The following is a 14798-nucleotide window of genomic DNA, read 5'->3' on the forward strand; positions in this document are numbered from 1 at the left end:
CCTTACCAGCGCAATGTGGGCAAAAGGTGACAGGTTTTTTAGTTAAACCTAACGCATTTCGGTAGGCGCGTCTGCCCCGATCAGCGTCAGGCCGGAGGTCAAAACATCCGAAACAGCCTGCACCAGCCCTAGTCTGGCATAAGTTGATTCTCGGTCGTTAACCTTAACAAAACGTAAGTCCTGGTTATCGTGGCCGCGATTCCACTGTGCGTGGAAGCTGGAAGCTAGATCGTAGAGGTAGAATGCAAGCCGGTGCGGCTCGAGCGAAAGCGCCGCGGATTCGATGAGCCGCGGATATTCAGCCAGCTTCCTGATCAGGGCGATTTCGCCCTCGTCGGTCAGTGCCGCCACCGAGGCCGTGAGCCGGTTGCGGTCGAAATTCGCCTCGCCGAGCTGCTCGCTCGCCTGCCGGAAAACCGAATGGCAGCGCGCCGAAGCGTACTGGACATAAAACACCGGATTGTCCTTCGACTGCTCCGTCACCTTGGCGAAGTCGAAATCGAGCGGCGCGTCGTTCTTACGATAGAGCATCATGAAACGGATCGGGTCGCGGCCGACCTCCTCCACCACATCACGCAGGGTGACGAAATCGCCGGACCGCTTCGACATCCGGACAGGCTCGCCGTCGCGGAACAGTTTTACGAGCTGGCAAAGCAGAACCGTCAGCTTGACACTATCCCCGGCAACCGCGCGCGCCAGCGCCTCCAGCCGCTTCACATAACCGCCATGGTCGGCGCCGAGCACATAGATCAGATCGACGAAGCCGCGCTCGACCTTGTCCTTGAGATAGGCGACGTCGGCGGCGAAGTAGGTGAACGAGCCGTCCGACTTGACCAGCGCCCTATCCATGTCGTCGCCGACCGCGGTCGAGCGGAACAAAGTCTGCTCGCGGTCCTCCCAGTCCTCGGGCTTCTCACCCTTCGGCGGCGGCAGCGTGCCCTTGTAGATATGCCCTTTGAGCGTCAGGTCGGCGATCGCCGCCCGGATCTTCCTGGCATTGTCGGCATGCAGCGTGCGCTCGGAGAAGAACACGTCGTGATGCACGTTGAGCAGCGCCAGATCCTCGCGGATCATCGCCATCATGGCATCGACCGTACGATCCTTGACGATCGCCAGCGCCTCCTCTTCCGGCATCTGCAACAGGCCGCGGCCGAACTCATTGGCCAACGCCTGTCCGACAGGAACCAGATAGTCGCCCGGATAGAGACCGGACGGGATCTCGCCGATGTCGTCACCGAGCGCTTCGCGATAGCGCAGGAATGCCGAGCGACCCAACACATCGATCTGCGAGCCGGCGTCGTTAATGACATATTCCTTGGTAACATCGTAGCCAGCGAAGGCCATCAGATTGGCGAGCGTGTCGCCGACCACGGCGCCGCGGCAATGGCCGACATGCATCGGGCCGGTCGGATTGGCCGAGACATATTCGACATTGGCCTTGCGGCCGCCGCCGATCTTCGAGCGGCCATAGTTGCGCCCTTCGCCGAGAAGCGCTGCCAGATGCGTGTGCCAGAAGCCGTCCTTCAGCCTGAGATTGACGAAGCCAGGACCGGCAACGTCGGCCGAGGCGACGTCGGCATCGGCCCTCAGCACCTCGACGAGCTTTTCCGCCAAAGCGCGCGGGTTCTGTCCGGTGGGCTTGGCCAGCACCATCGCCGCGTTGGTGGCGAGATCGCCGTGGCTGGCGTCACGCGGCGGTTCGACTGTGATGCGCGACAGGTCGAGGGCGGCCCCATCCTTGTCCTTCAGGCCAAGGGTTTCGACGGCTTTTACGATCCGCGCGTTGAAATCGGCGAAGATATTCATTGGAAGTGCTCTGGGCTTTAAGAGGCGACCGGCTCAATGGCCGGCAAAATCGAGGCTCGCCCTAGCTCAAATCGGGCGTATGGTCAAACAGACGCCGATGTTCCTTCAGCGCATAGGTGTCGGTCATGCCGGCCAGGAAGTCGGCGACGCTGCGCGCCTTGATGCGATCCTCGGCCCGATCGAGTCCCTCGCGCCAGCCATCGGGCATGGCACGCGGATCGGCGAAATAGACGTCGAACAGCTCCCGCACGATCTGTTCGGCGTCGGCGCGCACGCGCATCACTTCGGCGTGCCGGTAAAGATGCTTGTAGAGAAAGGCTTTCAGTTCCTTCTCGGCCGCCGCCATGCCGGCCGAAAAGGTCACAAGGGTCTCGCCCACCGTCCGCACCGCATCGGCGCTGTCCGGCTTCAGGCGTTCGACATTGGCGGTGGTCGATGCGATGACATCCTCGACCATCAAGGTGATCTGCCGGCGCATCAGCTCGTGGCCGGTGCGGACATCATCAAGCTGGGGGTATTTGGCGCGCACGCCCTTCAGGATCGAGCCCGGCAGCCCGACCTCCTCCAGCATGTCCAGCGTCAGGAAGCCGGCCCGTAGGCCGTCGTCTATGTCATGGGTGTTGTAGGCGATGTCGTCGGCGATCGCGGCACACTGCGCCTCGATGCCGGCGAAGCGGTCGAGCTCGAGGTCGTGCAGCTCCGAATAATCGCGGATCGCCTGCGGCACCGGACCCTTGAGCCCCTTCCCGCTCGCGTCGGTCAGCGGGCCATTGTGCTTGACCAGCCCCTCCAGCGTTTCCCAGGTGAGGTTGAGCCCGTCGAATTCGGCATAGCGCCGTTCGAGCCTTGTGACCACGCGCAGCGACTGGGCATTGTGATCGAAGCCGCCCCAGGCGGCCATCTTCTCGTTGAGCGCATCCTCGCCGGTATGGCCGAACGGCGTGTGGCCGAAATCATGCACCAGCGCCACGGCCTCTGCGAGATCCTCGTCGCTGCGCAGAGCCCGCGCCAGCGCGCGGGCGATCTGCGCCACCTCGATCGAATGTGTCAGCCGCGTGCGGTAGTGGTCGCCCTCATGCGCGACGAACACCTGCGTCTTGTGCTTCAGCCGGCGAAAGGCGGTGGAATGGATGATGCGGTCGCGGTCGCGCTGGAACGGCGTGCGCGTCGGACTTTCGGCCTCCGGGAACAGGCGACCGCGCGAACGCGCCGGATCGCTCGCATAGACGGCGCGCGGCCGATAGCCGAATCCGATGTCGCCGAGAGCATCCTTGCCCTGCCGCTCGTCCATTGACCTACCAGTTGACTTGGCCACGTCCGCTTCATACCTATCATGTGAAACCGAAAGCAAGGTGACGCCGATGGGCGCGGATGCCAAGACTGCCATGAAGGTCGAAATGACCGATGCCGCGGCAAAGCGGATCGCCAGGATCGTGGCCGGCGAACCGAGCAAAACGGCGCTGCGCGTCTCCGTCGAAGGCGGCGGCTGCTCCGGCTTTTCCTACAAATTCGATCTGGTAGGCGAGCGCAATGACGACGATGTCGCCATCGAGAAGGACGGGGCGACCATCCTGATCGACGACCTGTCGCTGGTCTATATGGGCGGCTCGGTGATCGACTTCGTCGACGACCTGATGGGCCAGTCCTTCCAGATCAGAAACCCGAACGCGGTTGCGTCCTGCGGCTGCGGCACCAGCTTCTCCATCTGACCGACTGAACCTCGCAAAGCTTGCGACCGGGCTCGACCGGTTGGCGCATGGCCATCGCTTGGCTATGGCAGGAATGCGCGAGGGCGGCCTTTCTAAAGGCCGGCGCAGGCAATACGATCCGTTTCGTCGAACGCCTTCCGTCCGAACAGCATCGAGGCCTGCATGAAGATCGTCACCTGGAACATCAACGGCGTTCGCGCCCGCATCGGCAATCTCACCCACTGGCTGACCGAGAGCGCGCCGGACGTCGTGTGCCTGCAGGAGATCAAGACGGTCGACGACCAGTTCCCGCGCGCCGAGATCGAGGCGCTGGGCTACAATGTCGAGACCAACGGCCAGAAGAGCTTCAACGGTGTCGCGATCCTTTCGAAGCTTCCTTTCGACGAGGTCAACCGCGGCCTGCCGGGCGATGACGAGGACGACCACGCGCGCTTCATCGAAGGCGTCTTTTCCACCGACCAGGGTGCGCTGCGCGTCGCATCGCTCTACCTGCCGAACGGCAACCCGATCGACGATGAACGGAAGTTTTCCTACAAGCTCGCCTGGATGGCGCGGCTGGAGCGTTGGGCGGAGGAACGCCTGCGGCTCGAAGAGGCGCTGGTGCTGGCCGGCGACTACAACGTCATCCCGGAGCCCGCCGACGCCAGGTTTCCTGAAAACTGGCTGGGTGACGCGCTGTTCCAGCCGCAGACACGGCAGGCTTTCCGCCGGCTGAAGAATCTCGGCTTCACCGAGGCGGTGCGCAGCGTGACCGACTCGGCCGGCGTCTACACCTTCTGGGACTATCAGGCCGGCGCCTGGCAGAAGAACAACGGCATCCGCATCGACCACCTGCTGCTTTCGCCGGAAGCCGCCAACCGGTTTTCTTCGGCCTCGGTGGAAAAGCACGTCCGCGCCTGGGAAAAACCTTCCGACCATGTGCCGGTCGCGATCGAGCTCAGCCTGCAGCCGGCCCGATAGATTTCCAGGCTTTCCGGACCCAGATATCGCCACAAATCCGGTTTTTGATGCGAATTGCTGTGGGGGTTGAATGGCGATCCGATTTCTTCTCTGGCCGCTCGGCCTTGCTCTGGCGCTTGCCGCGCCGACGCTATCGCTGGCGGCGCCGACCTGTCTTGCCAACGGCAAGTCTTTCGATGTCGGCCAAACGGCGTGCCTGACTATTGCCGGCGAAAGCCACCTCGCCCGCTGCGACATGGTTCTCAACAACACATCCTGGACCAGGATCAAGGATGAATGTCCGGGAGACGCGCCAAAACCGCACCCGACATCGATCTCGACCCCGACGCCCGACCCGGCGCCCACGGAGCCGACCGAGAACTGACCCGGCACCGCGATTGACGGTGCAAGCTGAACGCCGGCGTTTTGAATTGTCCCGCGAGAAGAGCGGCCCTTACTGGTCGCCGTTGTTGCCCTTGGTCAGGATGTCGTCGGCAAGCGAGATCGCGGTACGGCGATCGGCCTCGCCGGCCGCGGCGAAAGCCTCTTCCTGCATGTTGCGGATCCAGGGCTGATCGGCGGGCGGAGCCCGCTCGAGCGCGGCCGTCATCATCGCCAGGCCGCGCACGACCTTGCCGCTCTGGAACAACAGGTTGCCCAGCGTCGCCTGGGCGCCGGCATGGCCCTTCTCGGCTGCCAGTTGCAGCCAGCGGCCGGCCTGCTTGACGCTGGCCTTCACGCCGCCCTCGCCCTTGAGGAACATGCGGCCGATCTCGAACTGGGCGTTCGGATTGCGGTAGTTGGCGGCGGCGCGCATGTAATATTCCTGCGCCGCCACATCGTTTTCCTCGACCGGAGAGCCTGGAATGCCCTTGCGCAGATAATCGCCGAGCGCCACCAGCGCGTCCGACACATAGCTTTCTTCCGGCGAGCCCGGCTCGACATCCTGGTCGACGATTTCCGAGAAGAACTTGAAGGCCGCGTAATCGTCGCGCGTCACGCCATCGCCTTCGGCATACATGCGCGCAAGCTTCCAGGTAGCGCCGATCTGGCCGTTCTCGGCGGCGTATTTATAGGCCTCCACCGCCTGGTCCTTGTGGCCGCTCTTATAAGCCGAAAAACCGAACTGGAAGACCGCCCACGGGCTCGACTGCGGCTTCACGCCGGTCTTGTCGTCGAACACCTTGTCGTCGAAGGCCATGGCCTGCCCGACGGCGCCCAAGGTCGCCAGAGCGACCAGTGCCGAAAAGACAGACGACCTCAACACCTCAGATGTCCGCATAGCAGTGCGTTTCTTTGGCCGCGCCCGGATGGGTCACCGCGCCGTCGCGGGCCGACCCTACGGTCTGCGCATATTTCCAGATCGCGCCGGACTGATAGTCGGTCTTGCGCGCCTTCCAACTCTTTGCCCGGGCCGCCAGCTCGGCGTCCGACAGGGCCACCTCGATCGTGCCGTTCACGGCGTCGATCGAGATCATATCGCCATCCTTGATCAGCCCGATCGGCCCGCCGACCGCCGCCTCAGGCCCGACATGGCCGATGCAGAAGCCGCGTGTGGCGCCTGAGAAGCGCCCGTCGGTGATCAGCGCCACCTTGCCGCCCATGCCCTGGCCGTAGAGCGCGGCCGTCGTCGACAGCATCTCGCGCATGCCCGGACCGCCGCGCGGCCCCTCGTAGCGGATGACGAGAACCTCGCCTTCCCGGTAATTGCGCTGCGTGACCGCTTCGAAGCACTCCTCTTCCGAATCGAAGCAACGCGCCGGGCCTGAGAATTTCAGTTCCGACATGCCCGCGACCTTCACGATCGCTCCTTCGGGGGCAAGGTTGCCCTTCAAGCCCACAACGCCGCCTGTCTTGGTGATTGGCCGATTGGCGGGACGCACAACATCCTGGCTGTCATTCCAGGCAACGTGCTCCATATTTTCGGCCAAAGTGCGGCCAGTGACCGTCATGCAGTCGCCGTGCAGATAGCCATGGTCGAGCAGCGTCTTCATCAGCAGCGGGATGCCGCCGGCCTCGAACATGTCCTTGGCGACATATTTGCCGCCCGGCTTGAGGTCGGCGATATAAGGCGTCTTCTCGAAGATGGCCGCGACGTCGAAGAGATCGAACTTGATACCGGCCTCATGCGCGATCGCCGGCAAATGCAGCGCCGCGTTGGTCGAACCGCCGGTGGCCGACACGACGGTCGCGGCATTCTCCAGCGCCTTGCGGGTGACGATGTCGCGCGGCCGGATGTTTTTCGCGGTCAATTCCATGACCTTTTCGCCGGAGGCGAAATTGAAGCGGTCGCGCATCTCGTAGGGCGCCGGCGCGCCACAGGAATAGGGCAGCGCCAGGCCGATCGCCTCGGCAACGGTCGCCATCGTGTTGGCGGTGAACTGCGCGCCGCAGGAACCGGCCGAAGGGCACGCCGCCTGCTCGATCTCGAGCAATTCAGCATCGCCGATCGTGCCGACCGAATGCTGGCCGACCGCCTCGAAAACATCCTGAACCGTGATCTGCCGGCCGCGATAGCTGCCGGGCAGGATCGAGCCGCCATAGATGAAGATCGACGGGACGTTGAGGCGCACCATCGCCATCATCATTCCGGGCAGCGACTTGTCGCAGCCGGCGAGCCCGACAAGCGCATCATAGCAATGGCCGCGCATGGTGAGCTCGACCGAATCGGCGATCACCTCGCGCGACACCAGCGACGACTTCATGCCCTGGTGGCCCATCGCGATGCCGTCGGTGACGGTGATGGTGCAGAACTCGCGCGGCGTGCCGTTGGCGGCCGCCACGCCCTTCTTCACCACTTGCGCCTGGCGCATCAGCGAGATGTTGCAGGGTGCGGCCTCGTTCCAGCAACTGGCGACACCGACCAAAGGCTGCGCGATCTCGGCCGCCGACAGGCCCATGGCATAGAGATACGAACGATGCGGTGCCCGCGCCGGACCAACGGTCACGTAGCGGCTCGGCAGCTTGGCCTTGGAGATTGCCTTGGCGTCCATCATCGTCCTTGCCGCACACCCCGCGGCCGGTCCCATCGCCGGCCAACCTTGGCACGCGTTCCGAGACCTATCTCGGGTGCTCCGGGTTTATGGCGGGAAATGGGCAGTTCCCTTGGCAAGTCTTTTAGCGCGGGGGTTGTTCATAAACTGTTGCCAAAACGTCACAATCGTATCGAGGGCCGGTTGTGCAGCGAATCTGCAACAGCGGACAGAGTGAGAGAATCGGATCGCCGCCACGGAACGAAAAAGGCCGGGCAATGCCCGGCCTTTTTCGATGAATTTTCAGAAACTTAGAACTTGATCTTGATTCCACCATTGATGGCCGTGATCAGATCGTTGCCGAAGTCGTAGCTGGCATCGGTGCCAGCCACGTAGCCATTCTCACCGGCCAACGTCCCGGAATGACCGCTGGTCATGACACCGATCACGCCAGCCAGACGAATTTCGACATTGGGGCTTGGCGTGTAGGCAACACCTCCGCCGAGCGTCCAAGTATCGGTCTGCGAGCCGTAGCCATGCGAGGTGCCGCGATCCCATGAAAGCTGGCCGGCGGCGCTCCACTGGTCGTTGAACTTGTGGCCAATGCCGCCCGACACGGTCCAGCCATCGCGATACATGAGGTCAAGTGAGGTGACCGCACCCGGGGAACCCGTAAAACACGACGATGTAGGAACAAAAAGAGTCGGGCAAATCGGAACGCTTTGCAACACGCTCCAGTTGACCCACTTGATGGAGCCGAAGGCAAGCCAACCGGGCGCGATGCCGGACTGCAATTTCAATTCCACTGAGTCCGGCATGTACTGAGTGCTGCCGTAGATAGGCGTAGAGCCCGTGGGGAATATCGGCGCCGTCAGTGTGCCGGAGACGTTGTCGAGCTTGACCTGCGAATTGTAGACCAAGCTCGCGCGAAGCGCGATCTCCGGGATCTCGTAGGCAACGCCTGCACGCCAGCCCCAACCGCTTGCGTCTAGATCGACGCGACCAACCGCGCCGCCTAAGGATATCAAGCTCTCCTTGAAGCCCCCGATATCCTGGTAGAATACGCCGCCAATGAAACGGAGCTGACCTTTACCAATGTCAAACTTATATGAGCACGTACCCGCGTAGTTATTGCTCTTGATGTCGGTTTCGATATTGGAAAACGCTCCGCTCCACGTGCTACCCGGCGCAGTATGTGCACCCCAAGGCTGCGAATAGTCGAACATGCAGTCGACGCCTTGGACAATCTGGGCTTTGACGCCGATACGCGGCACCCAATAAGGCTCCGCGCCATCGGCCGTGGTGCTGAAGCCGAGGGGACTGAGATCGGCCCCTCCCGGACCCCTCGCATTCTTGTACTTGCGATCCGGCATCACATAGGTTGCTTCGGCTTCCGTCGCGACCGGCGACGGATCGAAAAGCAGGTCAATGTCGTAGCCGCCGCGCTCGAGGCCGCCGGCATGCGCCGGATGCATTGCCGCACCGATAAGAGCCAGCGAAAAGCACCCTGCCCCCAGCAGTGCTTTGAGCCGCAAAATGTTCATGGAAATCCCTCCCCGGAATACAAGTGGCTCAAGCTAGAGCCAATTCGGGTTAACGACGCAACAACGTTTTCAAGGGTTGTACATGTACACCCTTGACAGCCCGTATTTTCGCCATCTGCCCGGCCGAGAAACCGAGCCTAATCGCAGCTTAACGGGCCTCGAATGGCAGAAAAAAACTGCAAAAACCTTACAGTACGGCCCAAAATAGGCCATTTTGGCGGAAAAAGGCTGCATTGTTACATTACGGCAACAATGGGGCGCAAACTTTCCGTTTACGTCAAAATTAACGCTGCGGCATGCCTATTTTCGAGGCAGCTAACGCATCGGAAAGTGCCGCTCCGGCGCGAGCGAATCTTGCTGCTCAGCTGGCGTCGCGGACCCTGGTCAAAGCCACCGAAAGCTTCTCCTGCGCCTCGCGATATTCGGCGAGTTTTTCGCGCTCGGCTTCGACCACTTCCTCCGGCGCGTTGGCGACGAACTTTTCGTTCGACAGCTTCTTGTGCAGGCGCGCGATCTCTTCGGTGACCTTCGCCAATTCCTTCTGCAGTCGCGTGGCTTCGGCCTGGAGATCGATCAGGCTGCCGAGCGGCAGGCTGATCGTCGCCTCGTTGAGCACGATCTGGGCCGAGCCCTTGGGCGGCGCGTCGACCAGCGCGATATCGCCGACGCGCGCCAGCCGCTTGATCGCCTGGGCGTGGCGTTCCAGCCTTTCATGCGTCAGCGTGTTGGCGCCGATCACCATCAGCGGCGCGATCGCGGCTGGCGGCACATTCATCTCCGAGCGTACCGAGCGGATGCCCGAGACCAGATCGACCAGCCAGTTGATGTCGGCGGCCGCCTCATCGTCCTCGAAGTCGGGCGACGGCCAGGCGGCGTGGCAAAGCAGCGAAGAGCGCTCCTTGCCCTCGCCCGCGGTCTGCGCCCACAGCTCCTCGGTCATGAACGGCATCATCGGGTGCAGCAGCTTGTAGATCTCGTCCAGCACGAAGGCGACGCAGGCCCGGCTCTCGGCCTTGGCGGACTCGTCCGTGCCCATGAACACCGGCTTCAACAGCTCCAGGTACCAGTCGCAGAACAGGTTCCAGACGAAGCGATAGGCGGCGCTTGCCGCCTCGTTGAAACGGTAGGTGGTGATGCCCTCGGTGACCGCGCGCGACGCCCGTGTCAGTTCCGTGAGGATCCAGCGGTTGACCGGCAGCTTGGCGTCGTTCAGCCAGAAATCGTCGTCGCGCGCCACCTCGTTCATCTCGGCAAAGCGCGTCGCGTTCCACAGCTTGGTGCCGAAATTGCGGTAGCCGGCGATGCGCGCCGGATCGAGCTTCACGTCGCGCCCTTGAGCCGCCATCACGGTCAGCGTGAAGCGCAGCGCGTCGGCGCCATATTCGTCGATCAGGTCGAGCGGATCGATGACGTTGCCCTTCGACTTCGACATCTTGGCGCCGTTCTTGTCGCGTACCAGCGCGTGCACGTAGACGGTGTGGAACGGCTCCTCGTCCATGAAGTGCAGGCCCATCATCATCATGCGGGCGACCCAGAAGAAGATGATGTCGAAACCGGTCACCAGCACGTCGGTCTGGTAATAAGTCTTGAGCTCCGGCGTGTGGTCGGGCCAGCCGAGCGTCGAGAACGGCCACAGCGCCGACGAGAACCAGGTGTCGAGCACGTCCTCGTCGCGGGTCAGTATCTCGCCTGGCTGAAAATTCTCGAGCTTGTCCTCGACCCAGGCCTTCCACGGCCCTTCCAGCGCCAGATAGTACTCGATTGCGGCAGCTAAAGCCTCTTCTTCGGTCTTTTCGACAAAGACGCGTCCGTCTGGCCCGTACCAGGCCGGGATCTGATGCCCCCACCAGAGCTGGCGCGAGATGCACCAGGGCTGGATGTTTTCCATCCAGTCGAAATAGGTCTTTTCCCAGTTCTTCGGCACGAAGTTGGTGCGGCCCTCGCGCACCGAGGCGATCGCCGGCTTGGCGAGCTCGGCGGCATTCACGTACCACTGGTCGGTCAGGAACGGTTCGATCGGCACGCCGCCGCGGTCGCCATGCGGCACGGTATGCCGGTGCGGCTCGATCTTGTCGAGGAAACCGCCGGCCTCCATCAGCTCGACGATCTTCTTGCGCCCGGCGAAACGGTCGAGCCCCTCGAGCTCGTCCCAAACCGCCTGGCGCTCCGGCGTCACTTCGAGACCGGCGAGGAAATCCTCATTGTCCTTGAGCTTGATGGCGGCTTCGACCGTCAGGATGTTGATCGCCGGCAGCTTGTGACGCTTGCCGACCTCGAAATCGTTGAAGTCATGCGCCGGCGTGATCTTGACCGCGCCGGAACCTTTTTCGGGATCCGAATATTCGTCGGCGACGATCGGTATCTTACGGCCGACGATCGGCAGCACGACGTTGCGGCCGACCAGATCGGTGAAGCGCTCGTCGTCCGGATGAACGGCCACCGCCGTGTCGCCGAGCATCGTCTCGGGGCGGGTCGTCGCGACCGTGATGAATGTCTTCGGGTTCTCGGGATCGAACGCCTCGCCTTCGATCGGGTAGCGGAAATGCCAGAGATTTCCGTTGACCTCGTGCTGCTCGACCTCGAGGTCGGAAATGGCGGTCAGCAGCTTCGGGTCCCAGTTCACAAGGCGCTTGTCCTTGTAGATGAGCCCTTCCTTGTAGAGCGTGACGAACACTTCCAACACGGCCTTGGACAGGCCCTCGTCCATGGTGAAACGTTCGCGCGACCAATCGGCGGAAGCGCCGAGCCGCTTCAGCTGATTGAAGATCGCGCCGCCGGATTCGGCCTTCCACTCCCAGACCTTCTCGATGAACTGCTCGCGCGTCAGATCGCGGCGATGGATCTGCTTTTCCATGAGTTGGCGCTCGACCACCATCTGCGTGGCGATGCCGGCGTGATCCATGCCGGGCTGCCAAAGCACGTTCTTGCCGCGCATGCGCTCGAAGCGCACGAGAATGTCCTGCAGCGTGTTGTTGAGCGCATGCCCCATATGCAGCGAACCGGTGACGTTCGGCGGGGGGATGACGATGGTGAAGGCTTCCGCCCCCTCCTCCGCGCCGGCGCCGGCCCGGAAGGCATCCGCCTCTTCCCAGATTTTGGCGATCTTCGGCTCGACGGTTTTGGCGTCGTAGGTCTTTTCAAGCATGGAGGAAGTCCGAACTGTCGGGAACAAGCGTCCGGTGTAAATCCGAAGGTCTTGGCCGAGTCAACCGCGAGAGGAGCGATCGTCCCTACAGATAGGCCTGCCCCGACCAGCGGCAATCCCGCCCGGTACGGCTACGCCGCGCGCGACAAGCAGCCTCAAAAACAAAAGTGCCGCCCGAAGGCGGCGCTTTTCAGTCTCATGCTCCGGCAGCTTACTGCGCGCCGCGCGCCACCCGCTCGATCTCCTCGCGCACCAGCCTTTCGACCAGCGTCGGCAGGTTGTTGTCGAGCCAATCCTGCAGCATCGGCCGCAGCATCTCCTCGGCCATCTCGTCGAAACTCTTCTTGCCGCGGCTGGCAAAGGCGTCGGAAAGCTCGCCGAAGGCCGCCGCAACCTGCCTGCCCGTATGCTCGGACAGGATCGCGTGCCGGGTCGGCTGGGCCTCCGGCGCCTGGCGAACGCTGTCCTGCATGAGCGCTTCAACCGCCGGCGCGTGCTGCTCGATCTCGGTCTTCGCGATCTCGACCTTCTCGATATTAACCGGGTGCGCGGCTTCCGGCGCCCGGACAGCCGGTTTCGCGGTAACCGTGCTGCCGCCGGCGGCCGCGATTTCCCGCCGCCAATCGGCGACGATGGTCTCGGCGGTCTGCGATGCATTTGCCGCGGCGGGCTTGCTCGCTGCCGGCGCGCTCGGCTCAACCGCGCTCCTGGCACTTGCCTCCTCTGGCGCAGCCTTCGCGGGCTCCGGGCGCGCAAGCACCGGATCGGCCGCCGCGAGTTGGGCCTGGACTTCCGCCAGCGTCACCGGCTTACGGGGGCCGGCATCGGCATGCAATTCGGAACGGAAGGCGTCGACCTCGACATTTGGCACGGCAGCGACGGTCGCGGCAGCCACGATTGGTTCCAAGTCCTGGCGCAATTCACCGGCCTCGGCCGGCTGCTTACGCCCGGTGTCGCTGTCCTCGATGATCCTCCGGATGGAAGCCAGTATCTCTTCCATGGAAGGTTCGCGCTGCGCGCTGCTTGCCGTCGCCATCGTCACATCCGCCGCCCTTGTGACCCGTTCAGGAATTCCGTGGCCGGAATTCGAATCAATGCCGACAGCGTAACCGACCGATCGCGATCCGAGAATCCCCAATCTGGGGACTCGTTGGATTTCAACAGATTAGGCGAATCGCTATCTGAATGATCCATCCGGAAAAGACAAACGCCGCGCATCCATCGGACACGCGGCGTCTGCCGGAAACACTATAGCGAAAATCAGCGCCCGTCGGGCGTGCGCAGTCCGGTCCACTTGTCCTTGACGGCGTTGTAATGCTCTTCCGGCTTGTACTTGGTGACCGGCAAGCCCAGGCGATCGACGGACAGGCGGCCCATCGCCGACAGGATGGCGTAGCTCGCCACCACCACGTCGCGCTCTGAACTGGCCTGGTTGATCTTGGCGGTGATGACCGCGTTCTGCGCGTTCAACACGTCAAGCGTCGTGCGCTGGCCGACATTGCGCTCCTCGATGACGCCGTTGAGCGCCAGTTGCGCGGCATCGATGACCTGCCTGTTGGCATCGACGCTTTCGCGCGCGGCGACATATTGCGTCCATGCCGAGACCACGGCCTGGCGCACCTGGTCGCGGCTGACGTCGACCTGGATGCGCGCTTCGCTGAGCGATTCCTTGCTCTGCCGAACCAGCGCTTCAGTCCGCCCGCCCGAATAGATCGGAATGGTCAGCGTGGCGCCGATATCGGCCGAGGTCGAACTGCCATTGGGGCGGCTGATCGAGGCGGGCGAGGAATGGCTGTAATTGTCCGAAACGCCCGCGGAAGCCGTCAATTGCGGCAGCAGCGCGCCTTCATGGGACTTCACCGCAAACGCCGCAGCATCGACGAGGTGCTGGGTCGAAAGAATGGCCGGGTGTTCGGCCGAGGCCACGGCCAGCGCGGAATCTAGGTTCCCCGGCAACAGCTTGCCGAGTGGCGATGCCGCCTTGAGCTTGCCCGGCTCGTCGCCGACGATCTGGTGATAGGTGGCCGCGCTCGCCAGCGCCGTCGCGCGGGCGGCGCTGAGCTGCGCCACGGCCGTGGCGCGCGAGGCATCGGCCTGGGCGACGTCGGTGCGCGTGCCTTCGCCGACCTCGAAGCGCGAGCGGGCGGCGCGCGCCTGCTCGGTCAGGAACTGCAGGTTCTGCTCGGTCAGTGCCGCGACCTGTCGGTCGCGAATCACGTCCATATAGGCGCTTGCCGCGTTGAACAGGATGTTCTCTTCGGTGTTGCGCAGGCTTTCGACCGAGGCCTTCACCTGCGCCTCGGCGGCGGCAACATTGTTCTTGGTCTGAAAGCCGTCGAACAGCATCTGGTTGATTTGAATGCCGAAGCTGCCCGTGGTCAGGTTCTGGGTGGCGCCCTGGATGCGCGTGCTGGAGTAGTCGATGCTGCCTGAACCGTTCACGGTCGGGCGGTAGCCCGACTTGGCGATGGCCACGCCTTCATCGGTGACGCGCACGCCGGCACGCGCGGAATTGAGCTGCGAATTGTACTGGTAGGCTTTGGCGAGAGCGCCCGTAATGGTCTCGGCGGAGGCGGCCAGCGGCGACAGCGCCGTCGCGGAAACCAGAATAGCTGCTAAAACATTTTTGTGTCGGGGCGGCACGTTATTTCCCTCATTCGTTTCCATGGGAACCACGCCGCGT

11 protein-coding genes are annotated in these 14798 nt (G+C 63.1%); 3 read left to right on the forward strand and 8 right to left on the reverse strand.

Annotated features, from left to right (window positions below):
- Positions 1-48: 48 nt before the first annotated feature.
- Positions 49-1806 (reverse strand): arginine--tRNA ligase, encoded by a 1758-nt coding sequence (gene argS, locus EN869_RS17755; RefSeq protein ID WP_127227122.1) that lies wholly within the window; start codon positions 1804-1806, stop codon positions 49-51.
- Positions 1807-1867: 61 nt separating this feature from the next.
- Entirely contained in the window at positions 1868-3097 is a 1230-nt protein-coding gene (locus EN869_RS17760) for a deoxyguanosinetriphosphate triphosphohydrolase (RefSeq protein WP_127227121.1), read from the reverse strand.
- A gap of 70 nt (positions 3098-3167) precedes the next feature.
- Here EN869_RS17760 and erpA point away from each other — a divergent pair, with 70 nt between their 5' ends.
- The 3 genes from erpA to EN869_RS17775 all read left to right on the forward strand — a co-directional run bounded on the left by erpA (position 3168) and on the right by EN869_RS17775 (position 4839).
- Positions 3168-3515, forward strand: a complete 348-nt coding sequence (erpA, locus tag EN869_RS17765) for an iron-sulfur cluster insertion protein ErpA (RefSeq protein WP_127227120.1) — start codon at positions 3168-3170, stop codon at positions 3513-3515.
- Between the two features lie 162 nt (positions 3516-3677).
- Positions 3678-4475, forward strand: coding sequence for an exodeoxyribonuclease III (gene xth / locus EN869_RS17770; protein WP_127227119.1), 798 nt, complete (start codon positions 3678-3680; stop codon positions 4473-4475).
- A 70-nt stretch (positions 4476-4545) separates the two neighbouring features.
- Complete coding sequence (locus tag EN869_RS17775) at positions 4546-4839, forward strand: hypothetical protein (RefSeq protein ID WP_127227118.1); 294 nt, start codon at positions 4546-4548, stop codon at positions 4837-4839.
- A gap of 69 nt (positions 4840-4908) precedes the next feature.
- Here EN869_RS17775 and EN869_RS17780 read toward each other — a convergent pair whose 3' ends face one another.
- The 6 genes from EN869_RS17780 to EN869_RS17805 all read right to left on the reverse strand — a co-directional run bounded on the left by EN869_RS17780 (position 4909) and on the right by EN869_RS17805 (position 14758).
- Positions 4909-5736 (reverse strand): tetratricopeptide repeat protein, encoded by an 828-nt coding sequence (locus tag EN869_RS17780; RefSeq protein WP_127227117.1) that lies wholly within the window; start codon positions 5734-5736, stop codon positions 4909-4911.
- Complete coding sequence (gene ilvD, locus EN869_RS17785) at positions 5723-7447, reverse strand: dihydroxy-acid dehydratase (RefSeq protein ID WP_127227249.1); 1725 nt, start codon at positions 7445-7447, stop codon at positions 5723-5725. Before ilvD ends, EN869_RS17780 begins: the two co-directional genes overlap by 14 nt.
- A 290-nt stretch (positions 7448-7737) precedes the next feature.
- Positions 7738-8970, reverse strand: a complete 1233-nt coding sequence (locus tag EN869_RS17790; RefSeq protein WP_127227116.1) for an OmpP1/FadL family transporter — start codon at positions 8968-8970, stop codon at positions 7738-7740.
- Positions 8971-9331: 361 nt separating this feature from the next.
- Positions 9332-12115: a valine--tRNA ligase gene (locus EN869_RS17795; RefSeq protein ID WP_127227115.1), complete on the reverse strand. Its 2784-nt coding sequence runs from the start codon at positions 12113-12115 to the stop codon at positions 9332-9334.
- A 211-nt stretch (positions 12116-12326) separates the two neighbouring features.
- Positions 12327-13151 carry a PopZ family protein gene (locus EN869_RS17800; protein ID WP_127227114.1) on the reverse strand — a complete coding sequence of 275 codons (825 nt, stop codon included), beginning with the start codon at positions 13149-13151 and terminating at the stop codon, positions 12327-12329.
- A gap of 224 nt (positions 13152-13375) precedes the next feature.
- Positions 13376-14758: a TolC family outer membrane protein gene (locus EN869_RS17805; protein WP_127227113.1), complete on the reverse strand. Its 1383-nt coding sequence runs from the start codon at positions 14756-14758 to the stop codon at positions 13376-13378.
- Between the last annotated feature and the right edge of the window lie 40 nt (positions 14759-14798).

The sequence above is a fragment of the Mesorhizobium sp. M2D.F.Ca.ET.226.01.1.1 genome (assembly GCF_004022705.2).
GTDB lineage: Bacteria > Pseudomonadota > Alphaproteobacteria > Rhizobiales > Rhizobiaceae > Mesorhizobium.

What these genes read in the sequence shown, in the direction of transcription:
- EN869_RS17790 (WP_127227116.1), bottom strand. Translation starts at nt 8,970, where the DNA reads ATGAACATTTTGCGGCTCAAAGCACTGCTGGGGGCAGGGTGCTTTTCG.
- EN869_RS17780 (WP_127227117.1), bottom strand. Translation starts at nt 5,736, where the DNA reads ATGCGGACATCTGAGGTGTTGAGGTCGTCTGTCTTTTCGGCACTGGTC.
- xth (WP_127227119.1), top strand. Translation starts at nt 3,678, where the DNA reads ATGAAGATCGTCACCTGGAACATCAACGGCGTTCGCGCCCGCATCGGC.
- ilvD (WP_127227249.1), bottom strand. Translation starts at nt 7,447, where the DNA reads ATGGACGCCAAGGCAATCTCCAAGGCCAAGCTGCCGAGCCGCTACGTG.
- EN869_RS17795 (WP_127227115.1), bottom strand. Translation starts at nt 12,115, where the DNA reads ATGCTTGAAAAGACCTACGACGCCAAAACCGTCGAGCCGAAGATCGCC.
- argS (WP_127227122.1), bottom strand. Translation starts at nt 1,806, where the DNA reads ATGAATATCTTCGCCGATTTCAACGCGCGGATCGTAAAAGCCGTCGAA.
- EN869_RS17800 (WP_127227114.1), bottom strand. Translation starts at nt 13,151, where the DNA reads ATGGCGACGGCAAGCAGCGCGCAGCGCGAACCTTCCATGGAAGAGATA.
- erpA (WP_127227120.1), top strand. Translation starts at nt 3,168, where the DNA reads ATGGGCGCGGATGCCAAGACTGCCATGAAGGTCGAAATGACCGATGCC.
- EN869_RS17775 (WP_127227118.1), top strand. Translation starts at nt 4,546, where the DNA reads ATGGCGATCCGATTTCTTCTCTGGCCGCTCGGCCTTGCTCTGGCGCTT.
- EN869_RS17760 (WP_127227121.1), bottom strand. Translation starts at nt 3,097, where the DNA reads ATGGACGAGCGGCAGGGCAAGGATGCTCTCGGCGACATCGGATTCGGC.